The sequence below is a fragment of the Saccharospirillum sp. genome (genome assembly GCF_040881935.1).
In the GTDB taxonomy this organism is placed as follows: Bacteria; Pseudomonadota; Gammaproteobacteria; order Pseudomonadales; family Natronospirillaceae; genus Saccharospirillum.
The window spans coordinates 1-22,281 of the sequence record NZ_JBBECH010000032.1; the positions used below are offsets into that span (position 1 = coordinate 1).

The 22,281-nt window shown below is 52.8% G+C and carries 15 protein-coding genes; 4 read left to right on the top strand and 11 right to left on the bottom strand.

Translation table 11 applies throughout. The annotated features are described in order from the left end of the window. Positions 1 to 779: 779 nt before the first annotated feature. On the bottom strand, positions 780 to 1,301 hold the full coding sequence (locus tag WEB54_RS05105; protein ID WP_368053861.1) for a hypothetical protein: 522 nt from the start codon (positions 1,299 to 1,301) through the stop codon (positions 780 to 782). A 226-nt stretch (positions 1,302 to 1,527) separates the two neighbouring features. Between WEB54_RS05105 and WEB54_RS05110 the strand changes: the two genes are divergently transcribed. Together WEB54_RS05110 and WEB54_RS05115 are read left to right on the top strand one after the other, a co-directional pair. Further along, positions 1,528 to 1,899 (top strand): hypothetical protein, encoded by a 372-nt coding sequence (locus WEB54_RS05110; RefSeq protein WP_368053863.1) that lies wholly within the window; start codon positions 1,528 to 1,530, stop codon positions 1,897 to 1,899. Positions 1,900 to 2,948: 1,049 nt separating this feature from the next. Then, the gene (locus WEB54_RS05115; RefSeq protein ID WP_368053865.1) at positions 2,949 to 4,199 is read left to right on the top strand and encodes a hypothetical protein; all 1,251 of its coding nucleotides are present in this window, start codon (positions 2,949 to 2,951) and stop codon (positions 4,197 to 4,199) included. Positions 4,200 to 4,347: 148 nt separating this feature from the next. Here the strand turns inward: WEB54_RS05115 and WEB54_RS05120 are convergent, their stop codons facing one another. The 8 genes from WEB54_RS05120 to fdhA all read right to left on the bottom strand — a co-directional run bounded on the left by WEB54_RS05120 (position 4,348) and on the right by fdhA (position 15,580). Then, positions 4,348 to 5,574 (bottom strand): PIN domain-containing protein, encoded by a 1,227-nt coding sequence (locus tag WEB54_RS05120; RefSeq protein WP_368053867.1) that lies wholly within the window; start codon positions 5,572 to 5,574, stop codon positions 4,348 to 4,350. A gap of 369 nt (positions 5,575 to 5,943) precedes the next feature. Further along, positions 5,944 to 6,258, bottom strand: coding sequence for a hypothetical protein (locus WEB54_RS05125; RefSeq protein ID WP_368053869.1), 315 nt, complete (start codon positions 6,256 to 6,258; stop codon positions 5,944 to 5,946). Between the two features lie 526 nt (positions 6,259 to 6,784). Beyond that, a complete protein-coding gene (locus tag WEB54_RS05130) occupies positions 6,785 to 8,281 on the bottom strand; it encodes an anti-phage dCTP deaminase (RefSeq protein ID WP_368053871.1) in 1,497 nt (498 codons plus the stop codon). Positions 8,282 to 8,839: 558 nt separating this feature from the next. Next, positions 8,840 to 9,052 (bottom strand): formate dehydrogenase subunit delta, encoded by a 213-nt coding sequence (locus WEB54_RS05135; RefSeq protein WP_368053873.1) that lies wholly within the window; start codon positions 9,050 to 9,052, stop codon positions 8,840 to 8,842. Between the two features lie 10 nt (positions 9,053 to 9,062). Beyond that, positions 9,063 to 11,942, bottom strand: a complete 2,880-nt coding sequence (gene fdhF / locus WEB54_RS05140) for a formate dehydrogenase subunit alpha (RefSeq protein ID WP_368053875.1) — start codon at positions 11,940 to 11,942, stop codon at positions 9,063 to 9,065. A 2-nt stretch (positions 11,943 to 11,944) separates the two neighbouring features. Then, the gene (locus WEB54_RS05145; protein WP_368053877.1) at positions 11,945 to 13,534 is read right to left on the bottom strand and encodes a formate dehydrogenase beta subunit; all 1,590 of its coding nucleotides are present in this window, start codon (positions 13,532 to 13,534) and stop codon (positions 11,945 to 11,947) included. Then, on the bottom strand, positions 13,531 to 14,046 hold the full coding sequence (locus WEB54_RS05150) for a formate dehydrogenase subunit gamma (protein ID WP_368053879.1): 516 nt from the start codon (positions 14,044 to 14,046) through the stop codon (positions 13,531 to 13,533). Before WEB54_RS05150 ends, WEB54_RS05145 begins: the two co-directional genes overlap by 4 nt. 334 nt (positions 14,047 to 14,380) lie before the next feature. Beyond that, positions 14,381 to 15,580, bottom strand: coding sequence for a formaldehyde dehydrogenase, glutathione-independent (fdhA, locus tag WEB54_RS05155; RefSeq protein WP_368053881.1), 1,200 nt, complete (start codon positions 15,578 to 15,580; stop codon positions 14,381 to 14,383). A 229-nt stretch (positions 15,581 to 15,809) separates the two neighbouring features. Here fdhA and WEB54_RS05160 point away from each other — a divergent pair, with 229 nt between their 5' ends. Next, the gene (locus WEB54_RS05160) at positions 15,810 to 16,181 is read left to right on the top strand and encodes a hypothetical protein (protein ID WP_368053883.1); all 372 of its coding nucleotides are present in this window, start codon (positions 15,810 to 15,812) and stop codon (positions 16,179 to 16,181) included. A 225-nt stretch (positions 16,182 to 16,406) separates the two neighbouring features. On the opposite strand, the gene WEB54_RS05165 is transcribed toward WEB54_RS05160, so the two are convergent. Both WEB54_RS05165 and WEB54_RS05170 read right to left on the bottom strand, forming a co-directional pair. Further along, positions 16,407 to 19,487 (bottom strand): AAA family ATPase, encoded by a 3,081-nt coding sequence (locus WEB54_RS05165; RefSeq protein WP_368053885.1) that lies wholly within the window; start codon positions 19,485 to 19,487, stop codon positions 16,407 to 16,409. Next, entirely contained in the window at positions 19,484 to 20,629 is a 1,146-nt protein-coding gene (locus WEB54_RS05170; protein WP_368053887.1) for an exonuclease SbcCD subunit D, read from the bottom strand. The genes WEB54_RS05165 and WEB54_RS05170 overlap by 4 nt, the downstream gene beginning before the upstream one ends. 290 nt (positions 20,630 to 20,919) lie before the next feature. Between WEB54_RS05170 and ugpB the strand changes: the two genes are divergently transcribed. Further along, positions 20,920 to 22,221: a sn-glycerol-3-phosphate ABC transporter substrate-binding protein UgpB gene (gene ugpB / locus WEB54_RS05175; protein ID WP_368053889.1), complete on the top strand. Its 1,302-nt coding sequence runs from the start codon at positions 20,920 to 20,922 to the stop codon at positions 22,219 to 22,221. The last annotated feature ends 60 nt before the right edge of the window (positions 22,222 to 22,281 follow it).

Genomic DNA, 22,281 nt, shown 5'->3' on the forward strand with positions numbered 1-22,281 from the left:
GAGATCTAGTTTAACTCATACATCAAGTGTATGGATTCAGGTTGACACACAGGGAGTTCGCCGCGAATCCAATGCGATCGGATCTCTACACAGCGGTCAACAACGCCTTAGAATGAACAGTTACCGCTTAGGGTGGGTGTCCATGTTAGCTGTTTCAAGTTCTTCGTTCATCATGAACTCCCAAGAACGACGCAACCTTTTTCATCGCTTCACTGCTCGATGGCTTCACTGTTTAGTTTGCGGCCACGTTACTCATTCAGTTTAGCTCAAGTCTCACTCATTAATGCCGACTTGTTGTCATATTGACTTCGAGTAATGACTTATCTGGATACCCATCACAATATTAGTTAAACCTATAGAAATTAAGTATTTGATAGCCTCTTGGTTTGGATGTCCAGATTACTCCCAATCTTACTTCTGTTGACTAGCAAAGCCTGACTTTCATTTGGCATGTCTGTAGTCTGTATTCAGTTCACTACCTTGGATGTCCTGTTTAGTCGCACGCAGCCTGAACACGAATAGCTCCCATTAATCGCGGCCTTTAGCTGAGACTTAGCATCTACTTGCTTTCTGCATTTCTTACAATCCAAAGTCACAACTGACCTCTACTCATTGGGCTACCTGGACACCCATCGCAATTACAAACTGTAACGGTGGGTGTCTACACAGTCTTGTCTCTACATCCAGATGCAGAGTTCCTTCAAACCTCACTTCGATGGGTATCCTGTTAGCCCCTTAGCCCCGGGGTGTCTGAATAAACCGCTTGCACTCCTGCTTACCTATGTGACGTCCGATTCACTGTCCTTCGCTTTTTTTGATCGCTTCCTAATGTGCAGCATCGAGCAAAAATATTGCCTTACACTAACAGACTCCTGCAGCCCTTTAGCGATGCGCTCATGTAGAATGGTCAAGAATAGATAGTTGAAGGCAGTCAATAATGCCAAGACATAAACTAGTGCATAGAGAATGCTTATACTCCAACACAGAATGCCGCTTCCCACCGTTGCCATCAAAATGGACATCACGACCATCTGGTCCACTGTATTCTCTGCTTTTTCCGATTGCGGGTGAGCCATGATAGGCGCCTTGCAGGCAAACACGCCCATGACTGAATAAGTGCTGGCTATCAAAAAAAGTACGCCGGCAAACACCTGTATATCGCTTGTCGGCTCCCGCCCCCAAATAAATAGAAGCATGGCCACACTGAATGCAGCAATACCGCTAAAGGTAATAGCATTACTCTTCAAAACAATCTGACGGAGCTTGATCTCTTCCGGTTCCGTTTTCGTTTTCGTTTCCACTGATCTACCTCTTTCAACACTACTGACACTTAACATCTATTGGATTACCACTTTATTAGGCTATCACTGTGTTCTTTGGACTCCCACCTCTAGTAATAGTAATTATCTATTAATACGAAGACTATGATAGTCTCTTAAAGTGGATGTCCATGTTAGCTATGACGTTAGCTTGCTTATCAAAATTAACGCCTCAATAGGCTACTAACGTGGATGTCCCAATTAGCCGTTGTTACAAACTGTAACGGTGGGTGGCTCCACAGTCCCCTACCACTGCACATCCCGGTGCGTGCGCCGCGCCTTCCTGTGTGGCCGTGATGAGCACTCCGGTAACGACTACGAACACCGCCGTGGCTGGATTGAGCAACGCATGCTGACGTTAGCCAAGGTATATGCACTCGATATCTGCGCCTATGCCGTTATGTCCAATCACTACCATGTCGTACTGCACATAAACGCCAAGAAAGCCAAAGCCTGGTCGGATACCGAAGTCATTCAACGCTGGCACGCCCTGTATGCTGGCAATTTCCTAAGCCATGAGTACTTGGCCGGTAAAGACCTGTATGAAGAGCAACTCAGAGTCATTTCAGAGCTGGTATAGACAGATTCGAACAGACAAGCGCGGAAGTATCGATCAGCAGACCCCGCCTATTCTCGAACGCCTCGACATCGATATCGACCACTGGGTCTATAACACTCAGCATTTCGAGAGCCAGTTTAAAGGATTGGTGGGCACAGTCCTTTCGATCAAAGCCCAATGTCAACGGTTTGGATACCAGCGAACACCGGGGCTGGCGGCTGCGACACAGCTAGCCTGACCCATCCTTTCAAAATCAATTATCAGGGCTGCCTGATGCTTTTCCGTGACTGAAAACCATGGTATTAGGCCGAAACTAACTGGACACCTATCGCAATTACAAACTGTAACGATGGGTGTCTTCATAGTCACCCATGAGTGGTATTACCAAACGTGATGACCGATACCTTCGAGCCTTGTATGTCCATGGCGCCAGGGCCGCTCTGTCGCGGTGCAAACGACCGGGTGACCCAGTTCTTGCCTGGGCTCGACGTCTGGAAGCACGTCGGGGGAAACACAAAGCTGTTGTAGCGCTTGCGAGCCGAATGGCCCGATTAGCTTGGACCCTGATTAAAAAGCAGGAGGTATACCAAGCGGTATGAAGGCATGGCTTAATCGAGTTTAACCCTGCCAAAGTCCGTCGAATCAATGATGAATTAGCGGTTACTCCGCCTTGGCATTAGTCTGGTCTGGACATGGTTTCAGTAAACCGAGTGGGTGTTTTAGACAGTCAAGTGCGGATCTTCATCAGGGCCCAGGAGTGAACTTTAAAATCACTCCTAACCAGTAGGCCGGATATATGTCAGCACGACTGCTCTATCATTGAGATGAACGGTAAAGGCAGTGCAATAGAAGAAGCTTAGAGCCAGACCAAAATCTGGCTTAACGGATTACTGTGGCTTGACAGGTGTCGGGCGTCCATATATGTCCAGTTTGCCTTGGGTGTCCCGTTTAGTCACTAGGATGTTGTCAAATGGAAAAAATCCACTTAAGGTGGCAAATTATATGGGATATTCTGATTGGGGAATGATCCGCAAAGCTTACGGTCGTTGGATAATAAAGGGCCATTATAGATGAGTGATACTACAGAGTTTCTAACGAACCTAAGTAAGAGCATTAGAACTAAAGTAAAAGCTATATTCTCAGGTATCGATGACTATATCGATGATCGTTTGAAATCACCTTTCATTTGGTCATTTATCCTCTCATGGTTAGTCATAAATTGGGAAATACCAGCAAAAATAGTATTCGAGAACGAAGATGTAGATGTTGAATGGCTTACAATTCAAATAAGTTCTATTGAACAGCATGAATACCTCATTCCATTGTTGTTTTCATTTTCATACGTAATAATACTTCGCCCATTGTTTAGCCTTTTGGGAGGGTTTGGTAAATGGATGATGGGTGCCTCTCAAAAGTTCAATGACTTTATTTTAAAGAGGCAGCCTATACATCACGCAGAGCTAGTGAAGGAAAGAAGGCGTGCAAAATATTTTCGAGAAACAGCAAGTAGTGAGTTCATAGAGCTGGAAGAGCTAAGGAAGAAGTATGATGCGCTAAGAGCGGAATCAGAAATTTCAGACGACGCATTAAATGCATCAAAAGAAGAGGCGAAGTACCTAACTGTCAAGCTAAAGGAGCAAGAGAGAATAGCAGAAGGGTTAACAAGTGTAATAGATGTCTATCTGGAAGAAGGTAGACTCATTAATAAAGAAATTAAAGAGTTTATGAAGGAAAATCCAAGATTAAAATCAACTCGGATTGATAATATTTTTAGCAGGCTGAATTTATTTAGAAAAAATATATCTAATTCTTCTAGTTCAGAAGACAATAATGAGTACAGCTCCAAGATTAAGATGACTTTTGATAATAATACACCTTTTGAAGAAAATTTTGAAGACTCTAATAATAAGTACTTTGTAGAGAAGCGAGTTTTATTGTCACTATATGACGCTGAATGGTTCAATCAAGTAGAGGTTGCAGAAAATCTAGGGCTCAAGGATGTGGAAGTAGAAGATGCACTAGCGGCGATCGTAGCATCTGGTTGGGCCAATAAACAGAGAGACGGTTACCGCCTTACTACTAGAGGCAAAGAAAGAATATCAGCTATAGTTGATGAATCTGATCAGTCTCTCCCAGAGCTGAATCATGACCACCTAAATCGTCTGCGTGAAATTATCCTGGAGCATCTTTCTTACACGCCATTGAGCGAGCGAGATATCAAGAGTAAGATGAAGCTATTCTGGAATATCGAAATTTTGCTAGAGGAACTTATAAACAAAGGCGACATTGAGAAATCTGGAGAGTTATATCGAATAAAATAAAGAGTGCGTAGGTGGACACGATGCAACCTGTTGAAAGGTAGAAGATAAACGGACACCCACTGCAATTACAAACAGTAACGATAGGTGTCAAGACAGTAGGCCCCTTGGGTGTCCTGTTTGCCATTTCTTGGATGGGTGTCCATTTGGTCTAGTCTGCTGAGGGGTCATCATAAACTTCATGTAATGTTTTAAATAGATTAATCTTCGTTGTTATGTCAGCAATTCTATTATCAAGGATATCTAATCTTTCTTGATAAAAATGTATTCTACTAACATTTTCCAAACTAAAGTCTTTTTCGTTTAAATGCACTATCTTTGACCCTATCCATTTTTTTTCTTCTTGATACTCTTCAATCTTTAAAATATATTCCTTAAGCCTTTCCTTTACATTAAATTCATCATTTATTGAAGACTTATCCTCAATTTTCGTCTTCCTTTCATCTAATCCTATGGTTTCCCAGAGACTTTTGGAATAGAAAGACCCAGAATATCTATGGCTATTGCGTATATCCTTTAACTCTTCCACGACCTTTTCCGTAACAGGCTCATCGAACTTTTTCGATGCTCTTTCAATAAAGCTGCTAGCCACATACATCAGAAAGTCTTGGCCTGTTTCTGCTTTAAACTCCTCAATTAGTTCGGGTCTCGGGCCAATTGTCTTGCCTTCAACCTCTCTCCACCAATCTTCTTTCTGATCGTCAGTTACAAAAATCACAGGTCTTTTCTGATCTTTAGCCATCCCGATGATTTCTTTCCAGACAATCAAATCACCATAAACTCGGCATTTAGACCTAAACGAATCTGAACTACCATCCTTAACTTGATCTTTATAGCCAGGCGGTATTTTTTCCTTATATCGTTTTTCGCCTTCACTTATTAGCTTAACCAACTCATTCTCAGAAAACCCAGATCCAATATTTCCAGAAAATAAGCTACTAATTCGATCTTGAATATCATCATTTTGAAACCTAGACTCATGCAGTTCCTTATTTTCTTTCAGCTCTTTAGCTATCTCGTCAAAAAGTTTATTTGCTTTTTTAAGAGTACGATCGCTTACAAATGGATGCTTCCTCGAGTTTTCAAGGCTTCTCTTCAACTTATCAATTTCTTTTTCCGTTGCATCATACTCTTTCGACTGCTTTGATATTTCACTGAGTCTATTACTTAGATATTCTTCAGCCACGCGATAAGGCATCCATAATCTACCATCAATTTTACCGAAGATCTTTAATAGTTCATTTCTAGCCGAATCAGAATATCTATAGAGATTAATCAAGACGTTAGTATCAATTACGAATAGACAATTATCCCAGATATATTGATACTCCTCTCTTGTCAACTTAAAGTGACCTGGGAACAGCTTTTTTAGAGTCATTTTTTCACCTACAACATAATGTGGTTGAATAGTTTCTAGATTTTAGATTCACTTAAATATCATGGTTTGATTAATGCGTAGAAAGTAGAGTATTACATCAACCCACGCAACTTCGTTCTAACAGCCAGTATAATATGAAGGATTAATTATCGCTAGAATCATGAACACATACTCCCATACAATCACTTCGCATGCCCTTCATTGTCTAGCTAGGTATGAGATGTTCAATCAGCTACAATTAGATCACTACAAATGACTTAGTAAATCTATATTGAAGTATTTAACTCTATCAAAAGTAATGCTAATTGGCCCCCATCGTAGTTACAAACAACAACGATGGTTGTCCTCTTAATCGTTTAGTCGTTCTTTTCAGGAATTTTTACCTATCCCCGGACTCCCACCTTGAAATGGCTTGTACGCATTTCCATAACCCAGTTTATTTTTTGATTTGACATTGGCTGCAGGAATGCCCACTTTTTTCGCTTCTACTTTGGCTTTCAGCTTTGCTTTCTTCGCTGACTTGATAACTTGACTGATTATTTTTCGTGCGTCTGGATTGGACTGTTCAACATCTAAATTTTTCTCCGCTATAAGATCTCCATTTAACACCCTATAGCAAAGCCTCCTAATTCTCTTCCTGTATGCTTTCTTCTCGCTGAGTTCCAATTTCTTCCTTTTACTCATTGGTCCCTCCAATAGAGGCATAGTGATCAATATAGACAACCACCTTGGCTTTTCAATCCGCGTTAGGCTAGGTATCCGTCTTTCAATAACTAAACTGACACAACCGCTTTGGCTAGAGCGTCCCCAGCCCACCACCCTCCAAAACAATCAACAAAAACCATTGAACCTCAGGCATTAATGAGCAGTTAATTTGGATGTCTAACTTCGTTTCAGCTACTGGAAGCAAGACAAAAAGCCGAGAAGACTCTGTTTCCTAATTTTTGTGGTGTGTCTTCTTTGGCTTAATCAGTTAAACGCCCACTAAGAAAAAACCCGGCAGCCGCCAGGTTCTTTGTGCTGATATTTTTAAATCAATAGATTTATAGCATAGAAAAGCTAGGACTTGATAGTTCGTTTTAAAGAGCTATCACTCCTAACTTGTTTTATCGCACTTGAGTACTTCGTGACCAAGAAGTCTTTCTTCCATGACGGCCATTTTGAATACGCCTGCTCAGCCCTTTCCAAGTTATCTTGAAGTTTTACGTCTTTATTCATCAGATGCTCTCCCCTTTTTTACTAGCAATTTTAACTCATTGTTCACAGCAATCTCAGATTCCATGTAAGATAATGGCGACATTGGGACCCTTAATTCTGAGTCTTGCCGTACCCAATTAACAGCATATCCGTCTTTTTTCCGCTTCATCTTTCGTCCGCTACTTAACTTCATAGAGAAAAGATCTATAAATCGCCGAGGCCCGACTCCTACAAAAGGCCTAAAAACCACCCTACCCTGATCATTCTCAACAATACGGTCATCTACATTGAAACGACTTCCTTCGGTATCTATAGAATCATCATGCAGCTTACTAGCGAAACTTTTGGGATATGGCTCAATATAGACGACTTCTTTTACCCCAGATGCAACAATATGCTTAGCACAATTATGGCAAGGGAAAGTAGTTGTATAGAGAGTGGAACCTCTTACCTTTACACCGTTTCTAGAGGCTTGGAGAAGAGCCTCCATCTCCGCATGGACCGCTCTCCCATACTCCGTCAAATCCATTATTTTAGACTTCTCTAGTTTTTTAATAACTCTATCGTAAGCGTCTGACTTTTCTTTTGACTCCGTAATGGCGAAAGCTACATCTTCCAGTATACTGTTTTTTTCATGTTCGTTAGAATCGTACCCATACTCATCAGTATAATCTCTTTTATCATCTTCTCCAGGCCAATATAAGCCTCCACCATATTTAGGTACGTCATTGGCACCTGTAGATATTATATCTCCATATTCATTTGCTATGACTGCTCCAACCTGTCTCGATAGATCAGCTGAACGTAATGACGCTGCATACGCCATAAACATGGCGTATTCTTCTTCAGTTGGAGGAGCAAAAGGATCAGAAAAGAGAAGATTCAATATTCTTCCAAGTTGCTTTGACAATCGCTCAGTGTCATCGGTTGTTGCAAATGCATCTGCTAACTGAAATACGTTCCTAGTTTGTTGTCCCAAAGGGTTATTTTCTTTATCATCCCTTTCAATTAGTCTATCGAGATCACCATCTGAGACCACACCCTTCAGTTCTCGCAAATAATGTTTTTTACTTTCCGTACTGGCTGAAATGCCTAGCAAAAAAAATCCAGAGCCGTAAACCTGCCTTAGGGTATCAACTTCATCGGCATGCTTTAATGACCTCAGAATATGGACCGTCCTTCCTAAGGGTTGGCTTACTCCGTCTTCTTGCTGCCTTTGGCTACTTATCTTATTTATTGCCAGTAATGAATAAAAGTCGCCTCGATTATATTTTTCTCTAAGGTCGGTCCCTTTTTGCATCCCATGATCTAGACGCTCTACTTCACTTTGGAAACTGAGCTCTTCCTCATCATCGAGCTCTCTCGCCAGTTCGCTTAGATGTATTAAATTCGGGGTATAATTAAACAGCTTTATTAGCGAAAGCAATCTAGTTTCTACATCATCAATATTAACGCCAACAGGACACACAAGGCCCAGCACCAGCTCACAATCTTTAGCGTAGTAATCCAAGGCTTTCTTCCTTCTTATTATTAGCCTGTAAATCAATCTCTTACATAAAAGTCAGCTCGTATGATTCAGAACACTGTTTGCTTTTAAGTTGTTGATCCTAATAAGGCGCTCACTGGCATGTTAGAAGTCACGCTGCTACTGCTTCTACATCTAATTAGATCAGATTACCCCAGTTTTGGCGGCTTGGCCACGTCTAGACGAACTCCATCCGCGAAAAGCCGACGTCCGAAAATTGCCTATTTATGTCGGCGCACCTCTGTCAGCCCCACATCGAGCGCAACCCCCTCACAACTTTCCAACTGCAACCAAAGCTATCTCACTCAACCCCTCACCCCCACTCTTAACATACCCCTAATATCCCGCTTCATCCTCTTTGTCGAGTACGTTGCGTAGGCCTACCACTTCGCGCTGCCCCAGGATATTGCATTCTGGTTCGCACCGAGCAGTGGCGCGGAGCCCTGTTTGCTGTACGCCCTGTCACCCAGGTGGCTGGCATCCTACGAGGGACGACGGCGGTTAGGCCAGCGGGAGAGGGAGCAATACGGTACGGTGGTCAGTCTACAACCGCCGCACCGCCTCAACCGCCACCTCATTCAACCCATCACCCCCGGCCTGCAAATGCTCCCGAATCGCGGCCTTCATCGGCTTTGCCCAGAACTTTTTCAAGTGCCCGGCCACTGCCTCTGCGGTGGCCTCCGGCGTCTCCTGCTTGGGCGCATTGTCAGCAATCTGATTCACCATCTTAATCAATGAGTCAATTTGGCGGCTCATGGTGTTGGTCTCACTTCATCACCGGTTCGGTGGGTTCTGATGTATTCAACAACCCCCACTGCTTCTTGTGCTGAGCCCGGTGGCGTTCCTGCCACGCACTAGGCTGCGCAACTTTTTCGCATTGCACAGCGGTTACTTTGTATTCAGGGCAGTTGGTGGCCCAGTCTGAGTTGTCGGTGGTAATGACGTTGGCGCCGCTGACCGGGTGGTGGAAGGTGGTGTAAACCACGCCCGGTTGCATGCGGGTGCTTATTTTGGCTTGCAGCACAGTGTCGCCGGCGCGGCTGGTCAGGCCGACCCAGTCGCCCTCGTTAATGCCGCGTTCTTCGGCGTCGTGCGGGTGCAGCTCCAGCCAGTCCTGGTTGTGCCAGCTCTGGTTGTCGGTGCGCCGGGTCTGGGCGCCTACGTTGTATTGGCTGAGGATGCGGCCGGTGGTCAGCAGCAGCGGGAACTTGCGGTTGGCGCGTTCTGTGGTTGGTACGTAATCGGTCACTATGAAGCGGCCCTTGCCGATCGGGAAGTCCTGCTCGTGCATGATCGGCATGCCGTTCGGGTAGGCGTCGTTGCACGGCCACTGAATGCTGCCGAGTTCGTCGAGTTTCTGGTAGGTCACGCCTTTGAAGCTTGGGGTCAGGCTGGCGATCTCGGCCATGATCTGTTCCGGGTGGTCGTAGTGCATGGCGTAGCCCAGGGCGTTGGCGAGGTCTTGGGTGATTTGCCAGTCTTCCTTGCCGGCCAGGGGTGGCATCACTTTGCGTACGCGGTTGATGCGGCGTTCGGCGTTGGTGAAGGTGCCGTCTTTTTCCAGGAAGGAGGAGCCTGGCAGCAGTACGTGGGCGAATTTGGCGGTCTCGTTCAGGAACAGGTCTTGTACGATCAGGCATTCCAGTGAGCTCAGGGCTTGCTCTACGTGCTGGGTGTTGGGGTCAGACTGGGCGATGTCTTCGCCCTGCACGTACAGGCCCTTGAAGCTGCCGTCTATGGCGGCGTCGAACATGTTGGGAATGCGCAGGCCGGGTTCGGAATCTATGGTCACACCCCAGGCGGCTTCGAAGGCTTTGCGCGGGCCGTCTTGCGCTACGTGCTGGTAGCCCGGCAGTTCGTGCGGGAAGCTGCCCATGTCGCAACTGCCCTGCACGTTATTCTGGCCGCGCAGCGGGTTCACGCCCACGCCTTCGCGGCCGATGTTGCCGGTGGCCAGTGCCAGGTTGGCGATGCCCATCACCATGGTGGACCCCTGGCTGTGTTCGGTGACGCCCAGGCCGTAGTAAATGGCGCCGTTGCCTGCGTTGGCATACAGGCGGGCGGCTTCGCGCACGCTGGCGGCCGGTACGCCGGTGATGCTTTCGGTCGCTTCCGGTGCATGGCGTTCTTCACGAATAAACGCTTGCCAGGCGGCGTAGCCGGCCGGGTCGCAGCGCTCGGCGATGAACATCCGGTCTTCCAGCCCTTCGCTGACCACGACGTGCGCCAACGCGTTGATCAGCGCGACGTTGGTGCCGGGGCGCAGTGGCAGGTGCACGGCTTCGCCGCCGTGCGGGGTGGTCATTAAATCGATGTGGCGCGGGTCGGCGACAATGAGTTTCGCGCCCTGGCGCAGGCGGCGGCGCAGTTGGGAGGCGAACACCGGGTGGGCGTCGGTTGGGTTAGCGCCAATCACGATGATCACGTCAGCCTGCATCACTGAATCGAAGGTTTGGGTGCCGGCGCTTTCGCCGAGGGTTTGTTTCAGGCCATAGCCGGTGGGTGAATGGCACACCCGGGCGCAGGTGTCGGTGTTGTTGTTGCCAAAGGCGGTGCGCACCAGCTTTTGCACCAGGTAGGCTTCTTCATTGGTGCAGCGCGAGGAGGTTATGCCGCCCACGCTGTCGCGGCCGTATTTGGCCTGAATGGCTTTAATGCGGTCAGCGGCGAAGCTAAGGGCTTCATCCCAGCTTACTTCGCGCCAGGGGTCGTCAATGTGGTCGCGAATCATCGGTGTGGTCAGGCGGTCCGGGTGGGTGGCGTAGCCGAAGGCGAAGCGCCCTTTTACGCAGGAGTGGCCGTGGTTGGCGTGGCCATCCTTAAACGGGACCATGCGCACCAGCTCGTTGCCTTTCATCTCGGCCTTGAACGAGCAGCCAACGCCGCAGTAGGCGCAGGTGGTTACTACCGAGTGTTCTGGCTGGCCCTGGTCGATGACGGAGTTTTCCATCAGCGTCGCCGTTGGGCAGGCTTGCACGCAGGCGCCGCAGGAGACGCATTCGGAGTCCATAAAGTCGTCGTTCTGGCCGGCGGATACTTTCGAATCGAAGCCGCGCCCGTCGATGGTCAGCGCGAAGGTGCCCTGCACTTCCTCGCAGGCGCGCACGCAGCGTGAACAGACGATGCATTTGCTCGGGTCGAAGGTGAAATAGGGGTTGCTGGTGTCTTTTTCGGCGCTTAAATGGTTCTCGCCTTCATAGCCGTAGCGCACCTCGCGCAGGCCGACGGCACCGGCCATGTCCTGCAGTTCGCAATCGCCGTTGGCGGGGCAGGTCAGGCAGTCGAGCGGGTGGTCGGATATATAGAGTTCCATGACGTTGCGGCGCAGTTTGGCGACGCGGTTGGTTTGGGTGAGCACGCTCATCCCTTCGGCGACCGGCGTGGTGCAGGAGGCTGGCATGCCGCGCCGGCCTTCAATCTCGACAGCGCACAGGCGGCAGGAGCCGAAGGCGTCGAGGTTGTCGGATGCGCACAGCTTGGGAATCTGGATGCCGGCCAGGGCGGCGGCGCGCAGAACGGAGGTGCCTTCGGGTACTTCGATGGCGTAGCCGTCGATGCTCAGTTGTACCGTGTTTGCCGTGACCGGGGGCGGTGGTGTGCCCAGGTCCCGGTCGGTGCGGGTGTTGGGATCGAAGATGTGCAGCATGGTTAACGCTCCTCCGTCGTCGGCGACGCGGTGGTTCGGGCAAAGTCGTCCGGGAAATAGTGTAGTGCACTGCGCACCGGGTTGGGGGTCATGCCGCCCATGGCGCAGAGTGAACCGTCTTCCAGGGTGTCGCATAAATCGTGCAGCAGAATCAGGTTGGCATCGCGGTTTTCGTTCAGGCGAATGCGGTCGATTACTTCAACGCCCCGGGTAGAGCCAACGCGGCACGGCGTGCATTTGCCGCAGGATTCAACGGCGCAGAACTCCATCGCGAAGCGGGCCTGTTCGAGCATGTCGACCGTGTCGTCGAACACCACGATGCCGCCGTGGCCGACCACGGCGCCCACCTCGGTGAAGGCTTCGTAATCGAGCGGGGTGTCCCACTGGTTTTCGGGCATGTAGGCGCCCAGCGGCCCGCCGACCTGAACGGCGCGCATTGGCCGGCCGGAGGCGGTGCCGCCGCCGTAATCGAACAGCAGTTCGCGCAGGGTGATGCCGAACGCCAGCTCCACCAGGCCGCCGCGCTCAATGTTGCCCGCCAGCTGGAACGCCAGGGTGCCGCGCGAGCGGCCCATGCCATAGTCGGCATAGGCCTGGCCGCCTTCGGCCATAATGTAGGGCACGGCGGCCAGGGTGAGCACGTTGTTGACCACCGTTGGCTGGCCAAAGGCGCCTTTGTGAGCGGGCAATGGCGGTTTAACGCGCACCTGGCCACGCTTGCCTTCCAGGCTGTCGAGCAGGGAGGTTTCTTCACCACAAATGTAGGCGCCAGCGCCGAGGCGCACTTCCAGATGAAACGCCTTGCCAGAATTCAGGATGTTGTTGCCCAGGTAGCCTTCGGCTTTGGCGTGGGCGATGGCGTCGTCCAGCATCAGGTGGGCCAGCGGGTATTCAGAGCGCAGGTAGATGTAGCCAGTCTCGGCACCGACCGCGAGGCCGGCGATAATCATGCCTTCAATTAGCAAGTAGGGGTCGGCTTCCATTACCAGGCGGTCGGCGAAGGTGCCGGAGTCGCCTTCGTCGGCGTTGCAGACGATGACTTTTTGGCCGGAATAGCGGCTGTTTGGCACATGCGCACTGGCATCCAACACCGTCTGCCATTTAATGCCCGCCGGGAATGCTGCTCCGCCCCGGCCACGCAGGCCGGAGGTTTTTACTTCGTCGACGATCTGTTGGGCGGTTTTTGCCAGCGCCGCCGTCAGCCCGGCAAAGCCGCCGTGGGCGCGGTAATCATCGATCGAGAGTGGGTCGGTAATGCCGGCGCGGGCGAAGGTGAGGCGTTGCTGGTTTTTTAAGTAGGGAATGTCTTCGGTGGGGCCGAGGTAAAGCGCATGGCCCGCGCCGCCTTCCAGCAAGCCGCCTTCAATCAGCGAGGGCACGTCTTCGGGCATCACCGGGCCATAGGCAATTCGCTGGCCGTCACCGGCGTCTACCTCTATCAGGGTTTCCAGCCAGAACAGCCCGCGTGAGCCGTTGCGCACCAGGTGGATGTCTATGCCCTGTTCGTCAGCGGCTTTCGAAAACGCCCGGGCGACTTCATCGGCACCCAGTGAGACGGCGGTGGTATCGCGCGGTACGAACAGGCGGATCATGCGTCGCCCTCCGTCAGTGGTTCCGGATCGAGCGGTACGGTGATCGCCTGGTCAATAATGGCATCGAACCGCTCGGCGCTGACCCGGCCGTGAATGTGGTTGCCAATGCGCACCGAGGGGCCGGTGGCGCAGTTGCCCAGGCAATAGACGGGTTCCAGGGTGAATTCGCCGTCCCGGGTAGTCTGGTGGTAATCGATGCCCAGGCGTTCCCTGGCGTAATGTTCCAGCTTGCGGCTACCACGGGCCTGACAGGCCTCGGCGCGGCATATTTGCAGGCGGTGGCGGCCGATCAGCTGGGTATTGAAATCGTGATAGAAACTGATCACGCCGTGCACTTCGGCGCGGGTGATTTGCAGGCCTTCGGCGATGACGGGTACCGCACTTTCGGGAATGTGGCCCAGGGTGTCGCGCACCCGGTGCAGAATGGGTAATAACGCGCCGGGCTTGTGTTTCAGGTCGGCCACAATGGCTTGCACCCGGGCTTGGGTGTCTGAAGGTGTAGCTTGGGGCATGCAGAATCACCTGTAGATTTGTTTTAATCAGGGCCTTAAAAACCGGAGTGCACACGGGCACTTATTACTCGCGTTTCGGAGCGCGGTTGGCTATGTTGCCAGTCGTCCGCACCGGCCACCAGGTAGGGCTATCGAGGGTCGGCGTGAACCCATCCCTGGGGCCTGGACCGCAGCATCCCTGCTGCGGACCACCCTCGATAGCCCTACCTGGCATCCGGTGCTGATCCTTTGCTAGCGAACTTCGAAACGTGAGTTATTACTAGTGTACACCCGGTTCAGGGGCGCTTGAATACTAGCGACTGCAACGCTGCGCCCAGATTGGTAACCCTGAAACTCAGGCCGCGACAGAACCGTGCGGGTCGATGACGAATTTCTTCGCCGCTCCGCCGTCGAAGTCGGCATAGCCTTTGGGTGCCTGGTCGAGGTTGATCAACTGCACGTTAACGGCCTGAGCAATCTGCACCCGGTCGAACAAAATGGCCTGCATCAGTTGACGATGATATTTCATCACCGGGCACTGGCCAGTGTGGAAAGAGTGGGACTTCGCCCAACCCAGGCCGAAGCGCATGCTCAGCGCACCTTTTTGCGCCGCTGCTTCGGATGCACCGGGGTCTTCGGTAACGTACAGGCCGGGAATGCCGATCTGACCACCGGCCCGGGTGACCTGCATGGCGGAATTGAGCACCGTGGCCGGTTGCTCGTGGTGGTGATCGTGGCCGCAGGCATGGGCTTCAAAGCCAACGCAGTCAACAAAGCAATCGACTTCCGGCACGCGCAGAATCTGTTCGAGCATATCGGGCAAGTCGCCATCCTGCTTCAGGTCGATGGTTTCGCAGCCAAAGCTGCGTGCCTGTTCGAGCCGGGCGTCGATCATATCCCCGACGATAACGCAGGCGGCACCCATCAACCGGGCACTGGCAGCCGCAGCCAGGCCGACCGGGCCGGCACCGGCGATGTAAACCGTAGAGCCCGGCCCTACCCCGGCGGTCGCGCAGCCGTGAAAGCCGGTTGGGAAGATGTCGGAAAGCATCGTCAGGTCGCGGATTTTCTCCATCGCCTGGTCTGCATCCGGAAATTTGAGCAGGTTAAAGTCGGCATAGGGCACCATGACGTATTCAGCCTGGCCACCGACCCAGCCGCCCATATCGACATAGCCATAGGCCGCGCCGGGGCGCGCCGGGTTCACATTCAGGCAGATGCCGGTGCGGCCTTCCTTGCAGTTGCGGCAGCGACCGCAGGCGATGTTGAAGGGCACGGAGACAATGTCACCTTCTTTCAGGAACTCGACATCCCGCCCGCATTCGATGATCTGCCCGGTGATTTCATGGCCGAGCACCAGGCCCGGTTCGGCGGTGGTTCGGCCGCGCACCATGTGCTGATCGGAGCCGCAAATATTGGTAGTGAGCACCTTTAGAATAACCCCATGGTCGCAGCGGCGCTTGCCAATGGCGAGTTCTGGAAAGGCGATGGATTCGATAGTCACTTTGCCGGGGCCCTGATAAATAACCCCGCGATTGGCTGCATTACTGGTCATTGCATGTTCCTTTTATTGTGAGGGAGATGGAACGCTACCCAACTTTAGCCCCTGCCCGGGGTTTGAATTGCCCAGTTGCGACACTTTCCAGCGTCGGAGCGCACCGGGTTCACACGCATTGCCACTGGCTGACTACTGTATTAATATCCAGCCATTGATTTGACTAACCCGTCTGCAACGACCGGTGCCGATGACGGCCCGGCGGGCGGCGACTCATGGGAGTAGTATCTTGGATTACCAACTGATAGGAAAAACCTTGGAAAACACCGGCAAAGACATCCAGAAGCTGAACAACAAACTCGATAAAGTGCTGGAAAAGCTGCTTGAGGTGGAGTCTCTGGAAGAACGCAAAGCCGATGCCATTGCCCACATTGAAGCGGGCGATATTGCCGAAGCCATCAATATTCTGAAAACGGTCGAGAAAGACCAGTCCAAAGCCGAAGACCTGAAGCTGGAAGAAACCAAGCTGCGCGAAGAGCTGGAAGCGCTGCGGGTTACGGCTGAAAAGGTGGCCAAAGGTGAGATTGAAGAGACCGGTGGTGAAACACCTGAACAGAACAGCGCTGATATGAATACGGCTAACGACAGTGATGCTGCCTGATAAGGATAAGGTAAAACCAGAAGCGTACGCCCAGCATCACCGGCCCGCTGGGCACTGCAGTCGATCTGGCCGATGCCGTTGAATCCGGAACCGACCAGGCGGTCACCGCCATGCTCGACAGCAACACCAGTGCGACCGATACACTGGAAGCTGGCCGTGATGCTGGCGATGCCTTGCAGGCCAATGCCGCTGAACTGATTCGAACTTCAAAACTTGATACCCAAGTCAGTTCGAAACAATCTCAATTCGGCTACCCGCCTGCGAGGGCCGCACGTCGATGCGTTGCGGAATTTGCTCTTTCAGTTCCGAGACGTGCGAGATAATGCCCACGCTGCGCCCATTGGCGCGCAGCTCCATCAGGGTTTCGATGGCCAAGTCCAGTGAATCCGGGTCGAGTGAGCCGAAGCCTTCGTCGATGAACAGGGCATCCAACCGAATGCCGCCAGCATAAGCCTGCACCACATCCGACAAGCCCAGCGCCAGTGCCAGCGCGGCCATAAAGCTTTCCCCACCCGAGAGCGTATTCACCGGGCGCGATTTGCCGGTGTAGGCGTCTTCGACATCCAGATCCAACCCTGAAGCGACGTTGCCCTTGGTTCTGTCCTGTCGGCGCAGCAGCTGGTAACGGCCCTTGCTCATGGTGGTCAGCCGGTGGCTGGCTTCGATCAGAACATCGTCGAGCAGCACACTCAGCACAAAGCGCTGCAAACTGATGCGCTGGCCGTTCTTGCCACTGGCAACTTCGGCTAGCGTGCCGGTTACACCGTAATCGGCTTCCAGTTGTTTGATTTTCTGCAGCGTTTCAGCCATGCGTTGTTTAACGTCTTTGGCGGCTTTCAACAGAGCCTGCTGCTCATCGTAATGCCGGGTCGCTGCGTTCAGCGCTTCACGTACCTGATGCCACTGGGCTTCCAACTGCGTCAGATCCGGTTTGGTTTTGTCGGCCAGCGCGGCTTCCTGCTGTTGAATCGACCAACTGAGTTTTTCACCAGCCTGGCGATGCTGATCGATCTGCTGGTGACACCGCTCCAGTTCGGCTTCCTCCCGGCGAGCCTGGGTAAACTCGGCTTCGTTGGCGAAAGGGCTGTCTGTCAACGCCGTTTGCCAGCGTTTTTCGGCTTCACTTAGATCGCGTCGGGCTTCCTTCAGTCGCTCGTTCTGGGCCGAGACTTTTGCCCGGGCGGCGGCCAAACTCTCCTTGAAGCTGTTGTGCTTCTCCTGTGACTGCTGCCAGCGCCGGGTTATCTGCTCGATGCTGCGCGTCACTTCGGTCAACCGGTTTTCCAGTACTTCGGCTTGCCGATAGGCCTCGGGAATGTCTTTTTCCAGGCTGTCGACCGCTTGCTCAGCGGCGGCTTTTTCGGCGACGGCGGCCTCGCGTTGTGGCCGGGCCTCGGCATCGATCTGGTCAAGCTGGTTTAACTGTTGGCGGGTGTTCTCCAGCTCGGTTCTGGCCTTGCCCAACGCCTCGGCCTGTTGTTTCAATGTGTTGAGCTGACGCTGGCTGACCAGATAATCCTGCTCCAGATCTTCCATCGACCGCTCGGCATACTCCTCCAGATCCTCCTGCAACCGCTGCGCCTGCTGGTTCGACTCTTCGGCGCTGTGCAGCGCCCGGTCGCGGGCCTGCAGCGCTTTGTTAACCGCCGTTAGTTGGGATTCCAGTGTTGCCCGTGCGGCATTAACCTGATCCCGACTGACCGATTCAGCCTCCAAGGCCGCCGGGTTCGGGTGGGCTTCACTGCCGCACACCGGGCAAGGTTCACCATCGCTTAACTGGGCCGCCAACTGTGCGGCCTGGCCCAAATGCCAGGCTTGCTCCAGGCGCAGTGCCTGGGTTTTGAGGGATTCGGCCCGGGCTTCGGCGCTGGTCAGTTCCTGTTGCCAGGTGTCTGCTTCGGCCCGATGTTTGCTCGCGGCCTCAGTTAGTACTACCCATTGCCGCTTCTGCTTACCCAGACGAGTCAGACGCTCCAGTCGATGCGCCAGCGTCAGTTGCTCGGCGGAAAGATCGGCGGATGCCGCAATCTGGCGTTCCAGGGTTTCGAACTGCTGACTCAATTCGATTTTCTGCCCGGTTCGTTGCTTCGCTTTAAGATCAAACTGTTCAACTGTTGAACGCGCGTTACCCAACCGCCTTTGGGCAGCCCGCAACTGCTCGCTCTGGCTGCGCAGCCGGGTCAGGTTATCCTGCTCCGATTTCAGGGTATCGAGCCCGGCATGAGCGTCTCTGGCCAACTCCAGTTCCGCTTCGACGGTCGACTTTTGCTGCTCCAGATCTGTCACGGCCTGGTTCAGTTGCTGCAAGATCCCCTGCTCTCTGGTTTCATTGCGCTGGCTTTGCTGCCAACGCTCCCAGACCGGCAATTGTTTTTCCGCCTGCCGGGCAGCGACGATCAGCGCTTCTTTTTCAGCGATTGCTTTTGCTTCTGCCTGCCAGTCACGTTTCGCGGTCTGGTCTTTGGCCAATTGTTCAAACTGCTGTTGCAGTGCCTGGCTTTCTTCATGAGCGCGCCGGGCCGTGGCTTCGGTTTTTTGGGCCTCCGCCTGTGTTGCGCGAGCGGCGTCGACGACTGGCGCGAGCTCTGCCAAACGCTCATCCAGCGCCTCGGCGGTCTCCACGCCTGCCGAGTCGAGATGCCCGGCCAGGCGATCGGTCAGCTTTTCGCGTTGGTTGCGAATGTCGGCGGCCTGCTCTTTCAGCCGGTCTTCAATGGCTTTAAAGGTGTGGGTCTGGAACAGCTGGCTGAAAATGGCTTCGCGGTCATTCGATGACGCTAGCAGCAATTCACGGAATTTGCCCTGCGGTAGCACCATTACCTGACGAAACTGGTCTGCATTCAGACCAGTCAGGGTTTGAATTTCATCGTTGATCTCGCGAATGCCTTTTAACGGCAGTAAGTCGGCTTCCTGTTCATCAAAGGAGCTGGCCAGCAAGGCTGGGGGCATGCGCCAGAGCCGGGCATCGGCCTGGCGCACGGTAATGCCCTCGCCGCGTTTCTTGGCGACCTGTTGCGTTGGGGTGCGCTCAATCCGGTACAGGGTATCGCCCAACTGAAAGTCGAACACGATGCAGGTGTCGAGATCATCTGGCGCCTGGTCGGAGCGCATGCTGGCGGCCTCGCGCTCGCCACCGGTGGTGACGCCGTAGAGTGCAAAGCAAATCGCGTCCAGCAGGCTGCTTTTACCAGCCCCGGTCGGGCCATTGATTAGATAAAGGGCGGATTCGCCAAAGCGGGTAAAGTCGACCACTTCTTCGCCAGCGAAGGGGCCAAAGGCGCTGATGCTGAGGCGTTGAGGTTTCATGTCTGGCCCTCGCTCTGGTGCACAGTCTGAATCACGGTTTTAACAGCCTCGTACTGATCTTCACTCAGGGCTTCGCCCTGGGTCTGTTCAAAAAAGTCGGCGAAGAGTTCCAGTTCGGTGCGTTTCAGTTGCTCGCGCGAAGCCAGCTGCGCCGGCCGATCAGGGGCCAGGCCGGGCTTTTCCAGGTGCAGCACATAGGGGTACACCTGCCGCAATTGGTTCAGGGTATCGAGAATGGCGCGGGTGTCGGTCAGGCGTACTAACAGGTAGTCGTCCCGGCGCGGGTCGTCTTTGCCTTCGGCCATCAGGGTGTCGAACTCGCCTTCCAGAATGCGCAGATCACGGTTGGGCGTTAGCGGCAAAGCCGTCACCGCCACCTCCCCTGCTGCTGGCAAGTCGACCCGGGTAACGCCTTTCTTTTGAGTCACTTCCGAGAAGCTGTATTTCATCAGCGAGCCGGAATAGCGGATGTGAGCCTCGCCCCTAAACTGCGGAGCGTGCAGATGGCCGAGGGCAACGTAATCGAAATCGCGCATCGGTAGCCAGCGCACTGTGTCGGCACCACCCAGCGACAGCGGCCGTTCCGAGTCGCTCTCTTCGGCACCACTGACAAAACAATGCGACAACAAGACCCGCCGCTGGCCAGGCTGAAATGCCGCTTTAATGCGGTCGACCAGGAAGGTATGGGCTTCATCGAAGGTGCGCACGTTTTCGTCGAACACAGACCGAACATGCTCTGGTTGGCAATAGGGAATGCCGTAAAAGGCCACGTCGCCCTCCGGGTGAGGGATCACCACTGGCACATCAACTTGCGCCAGGTCACTGAGAATGTGCAGGCCCGCGCCCTGCATTAGCCCGGCCCCGAAGCCCAGACGCTCGGCGCTATCGTGATTACCGCTGATCATGATGACCGGCACGGCCAGGTCGACACAGAGCCGGCGCAACGTACGGTTCAACAGCGTTACGGCTTCGGCCGGTGGCACTGACCGGTCGTAGATATCACCGGCGATCAGTACTGCATCGACCTGTTCGGTTGCCACATACCCGATCAGTTGGTCCAGCACCTCGGCCTGATCGGCCAGTAATGACTGATTGTGAAACTGTCGGCCCAGGTGCCAGTCGGAGGTATGGAGTAGCTTCATTCGGTTGATTCCAGATTCGGGCCGCCAACCTTAGCCGGATTAGCGGCTGGATAAAACCAGCCAGTGTGTGGCGGCCAGCCGATACGGGCTTTTTCGCAGCTATATTCGTTCGAATATAAATAACTCTAAATTGTCGGAAATAAATCCTAAACGATCATAAAACTGTCATTTTTTGTCTGTATGGTCGAATTCGCTTGTCAATTATTTTCGTTCGATGCTATTTTTCATGCTCGTTCGAAAAAGATATGAACAACAAACTCAAGTCACACCAACAAGAGTGAGAACGTCTGATGAACAAGAAACTGCTAGTCCTCGCGGTCAGCGCTCTGGGCGCCAGCCAGGCTTTTGCCGCCACTGAAATCGAACTCTGGCACGCCATGGGCGGCGCCCTGGGTGAGAAAGTCGATGAGATCGTTGCTGAATTCAACGGCTCCCAATCCGATTACGTGGTCAATGCCACCTACCGTGGCAACTACAACGACACCATGACCGGTGCCATTGCGGCGTTCCGTTCGGGTGAGCAGCCGGAAATCGTTCAGGTATATGAAGTCGGCACCGCCACCATGATGGCCGCTGAAGGCGCCATCTACCCGATGTACCAGATGATGGATGAACTGAGCGACGGCTTTAACCAGGAAGACTACCTGAGCACCGTGACCGGCTACTATGCTGATGAAAACGGCAACATGCTGTCCATGCCGTTCAACAGCTCTACCCCGGTGCTGTACTACAACAAGGAAATGTTTGCCGAGGCTGGTCTGCCAGACCGTGGCCCGCGCACCTGGGAAGAAATGGATGAGTTCGGTAATACACTGCTGGAAGCCGGTTACGACTGTGGCTTCACCACCGCCTGGCAATCCTGGATTCACCTGGAAAACCTGTCGGCGCGTCATGATGTGCCGTTTGCAACCGAAGCCAACGGCTTTGGTGGCCTGGACACCGAGCTGGTGTTCAATTCCGATGTTCAGATCGCCCACATCGAACAGATGGGTGAATGGCAGCAGGAAGGTATTTTCAGCTACTCCGGTCGTACCAACGAAGGCTCCGCCAAGTTTTACAGCCAGGAATGCGGCATGTATACCGAGTCGTCTGCCGGTTACGCTGGCATTAACGCCAACGCCCAGTTCGAGTTCGGTGTAAGCCCGCTGCCGTATTGGGAGTCGGTCATCGAAACGCCGCAGAACACCATCATCGGTGGTGCCACTCTGTGGACTCTGCGCGGCCACGACGACGCTGAATACGAAGCCGTAGCCTCTTTTTTCGACTACCTGTCACTGCCGGAAGTTCAAGCCGACTGGCACCAGTTCTCGGGTTACCTGCCAGTCACCTACGACGCCATTGAGCTGACGCGCGACCAGGGTTTCTACAGCGAAAACCCGGGCACCGATACCTCGATCAACCAGATGACAGCGGTTGAGCCAACGGCTAACTCGCGTGGCGTTCGTCTCGGTAACTTCCCGCAGATTCGCGGCATCATCGATGAAGCGCTGGAATCGGTCTGGAACGGCGAGGCTACTGCTGAAGAAGCGCTTAACACGGCTACTTCGCGTGGCAACGACCAACTGCGTCGTTTCGAACGCGCCAATCGCTAACGGATAGTCTAGTAACTCAAGTTCGAGTTGGGGTCTCCAGGGGGGCTCTGGTTCGCGCCG

Coding starts and splice junctions, on each gene's coding strand:
- WEB54_RS05115 (WP_368053865.1), top strand. CDS start 2,949: ATGAGTGATACTACAGAGTTTCTAACGAACCTAAGTAAGAGCATTAGA.
- WEB54_RS05120 (WP_368053867.1), bottom strand. CDS start 5,574: ATGACTCTAAAAAAGCTGTTCCCAGGTCACTTTAAGTTGACAAGAGAG.
- WEB54_RS05125 (WP_368053869.1), bottom strand. CDS start 6,258: ATGAGTAAAAGGAAGAAATTGGAACTCAGCGAGAAGAAAGCATACAGG.
- WEB54_RS05135 (WP_368053873.1), bottom strand. CDS start 9,052: ATGAGCCGCCAAATTGACTCATTGATTAAGATGGTGAATCAGATTGCT.
- fdhF (WP_368053875.1), bottom strand. CDS start 11,942: ATGCTGCACATCTTCGATCCCAACACCCGCACCGACCGGGACCTGGGC.
- WEB54_RS05145 (WP_368053877.1), bottom strand. CDS start 13,534: ATGATCCGCCTGTTCGTACCGCGCGATACCACCGCCGTCTCACTGGGT.
- WEB54_RS05150 (WP_368053879.1), bottom strand. CDS start 14,046: ATGCCCCAAGCTACACCTTCAGACACCCAAGCCCGGGTGCAAGCCATT.
- fdhA (WP_368053881.1), bottom strand. CDS start 15,580: ATGACCAGTAATGCAGCCAATCGCGGGGTTATTTATCAGGGCCCCGGC.
- WEB54_RS05165 (WP_368053885.1), bottom strand. CDS start 19,487: ATGAAACCTCAACGCCTCAGCATCAGCGCCTTTGGCCCCTTCGCTGGC.
- WEB54_RS05170 (WP_368053887.1), bottom strand. CDS start 20,629: ATGAAGCTACTCCATACCTCCGACTGGCACCTGGGCCGACAGTTTCAC.
- ugpB (WP_368053889.1), top strand. CDS start 20,920: ATGAACAAGAAACTGCTAGTCCTCGCGGTCAGCGCTCTGGGCGCCAGC.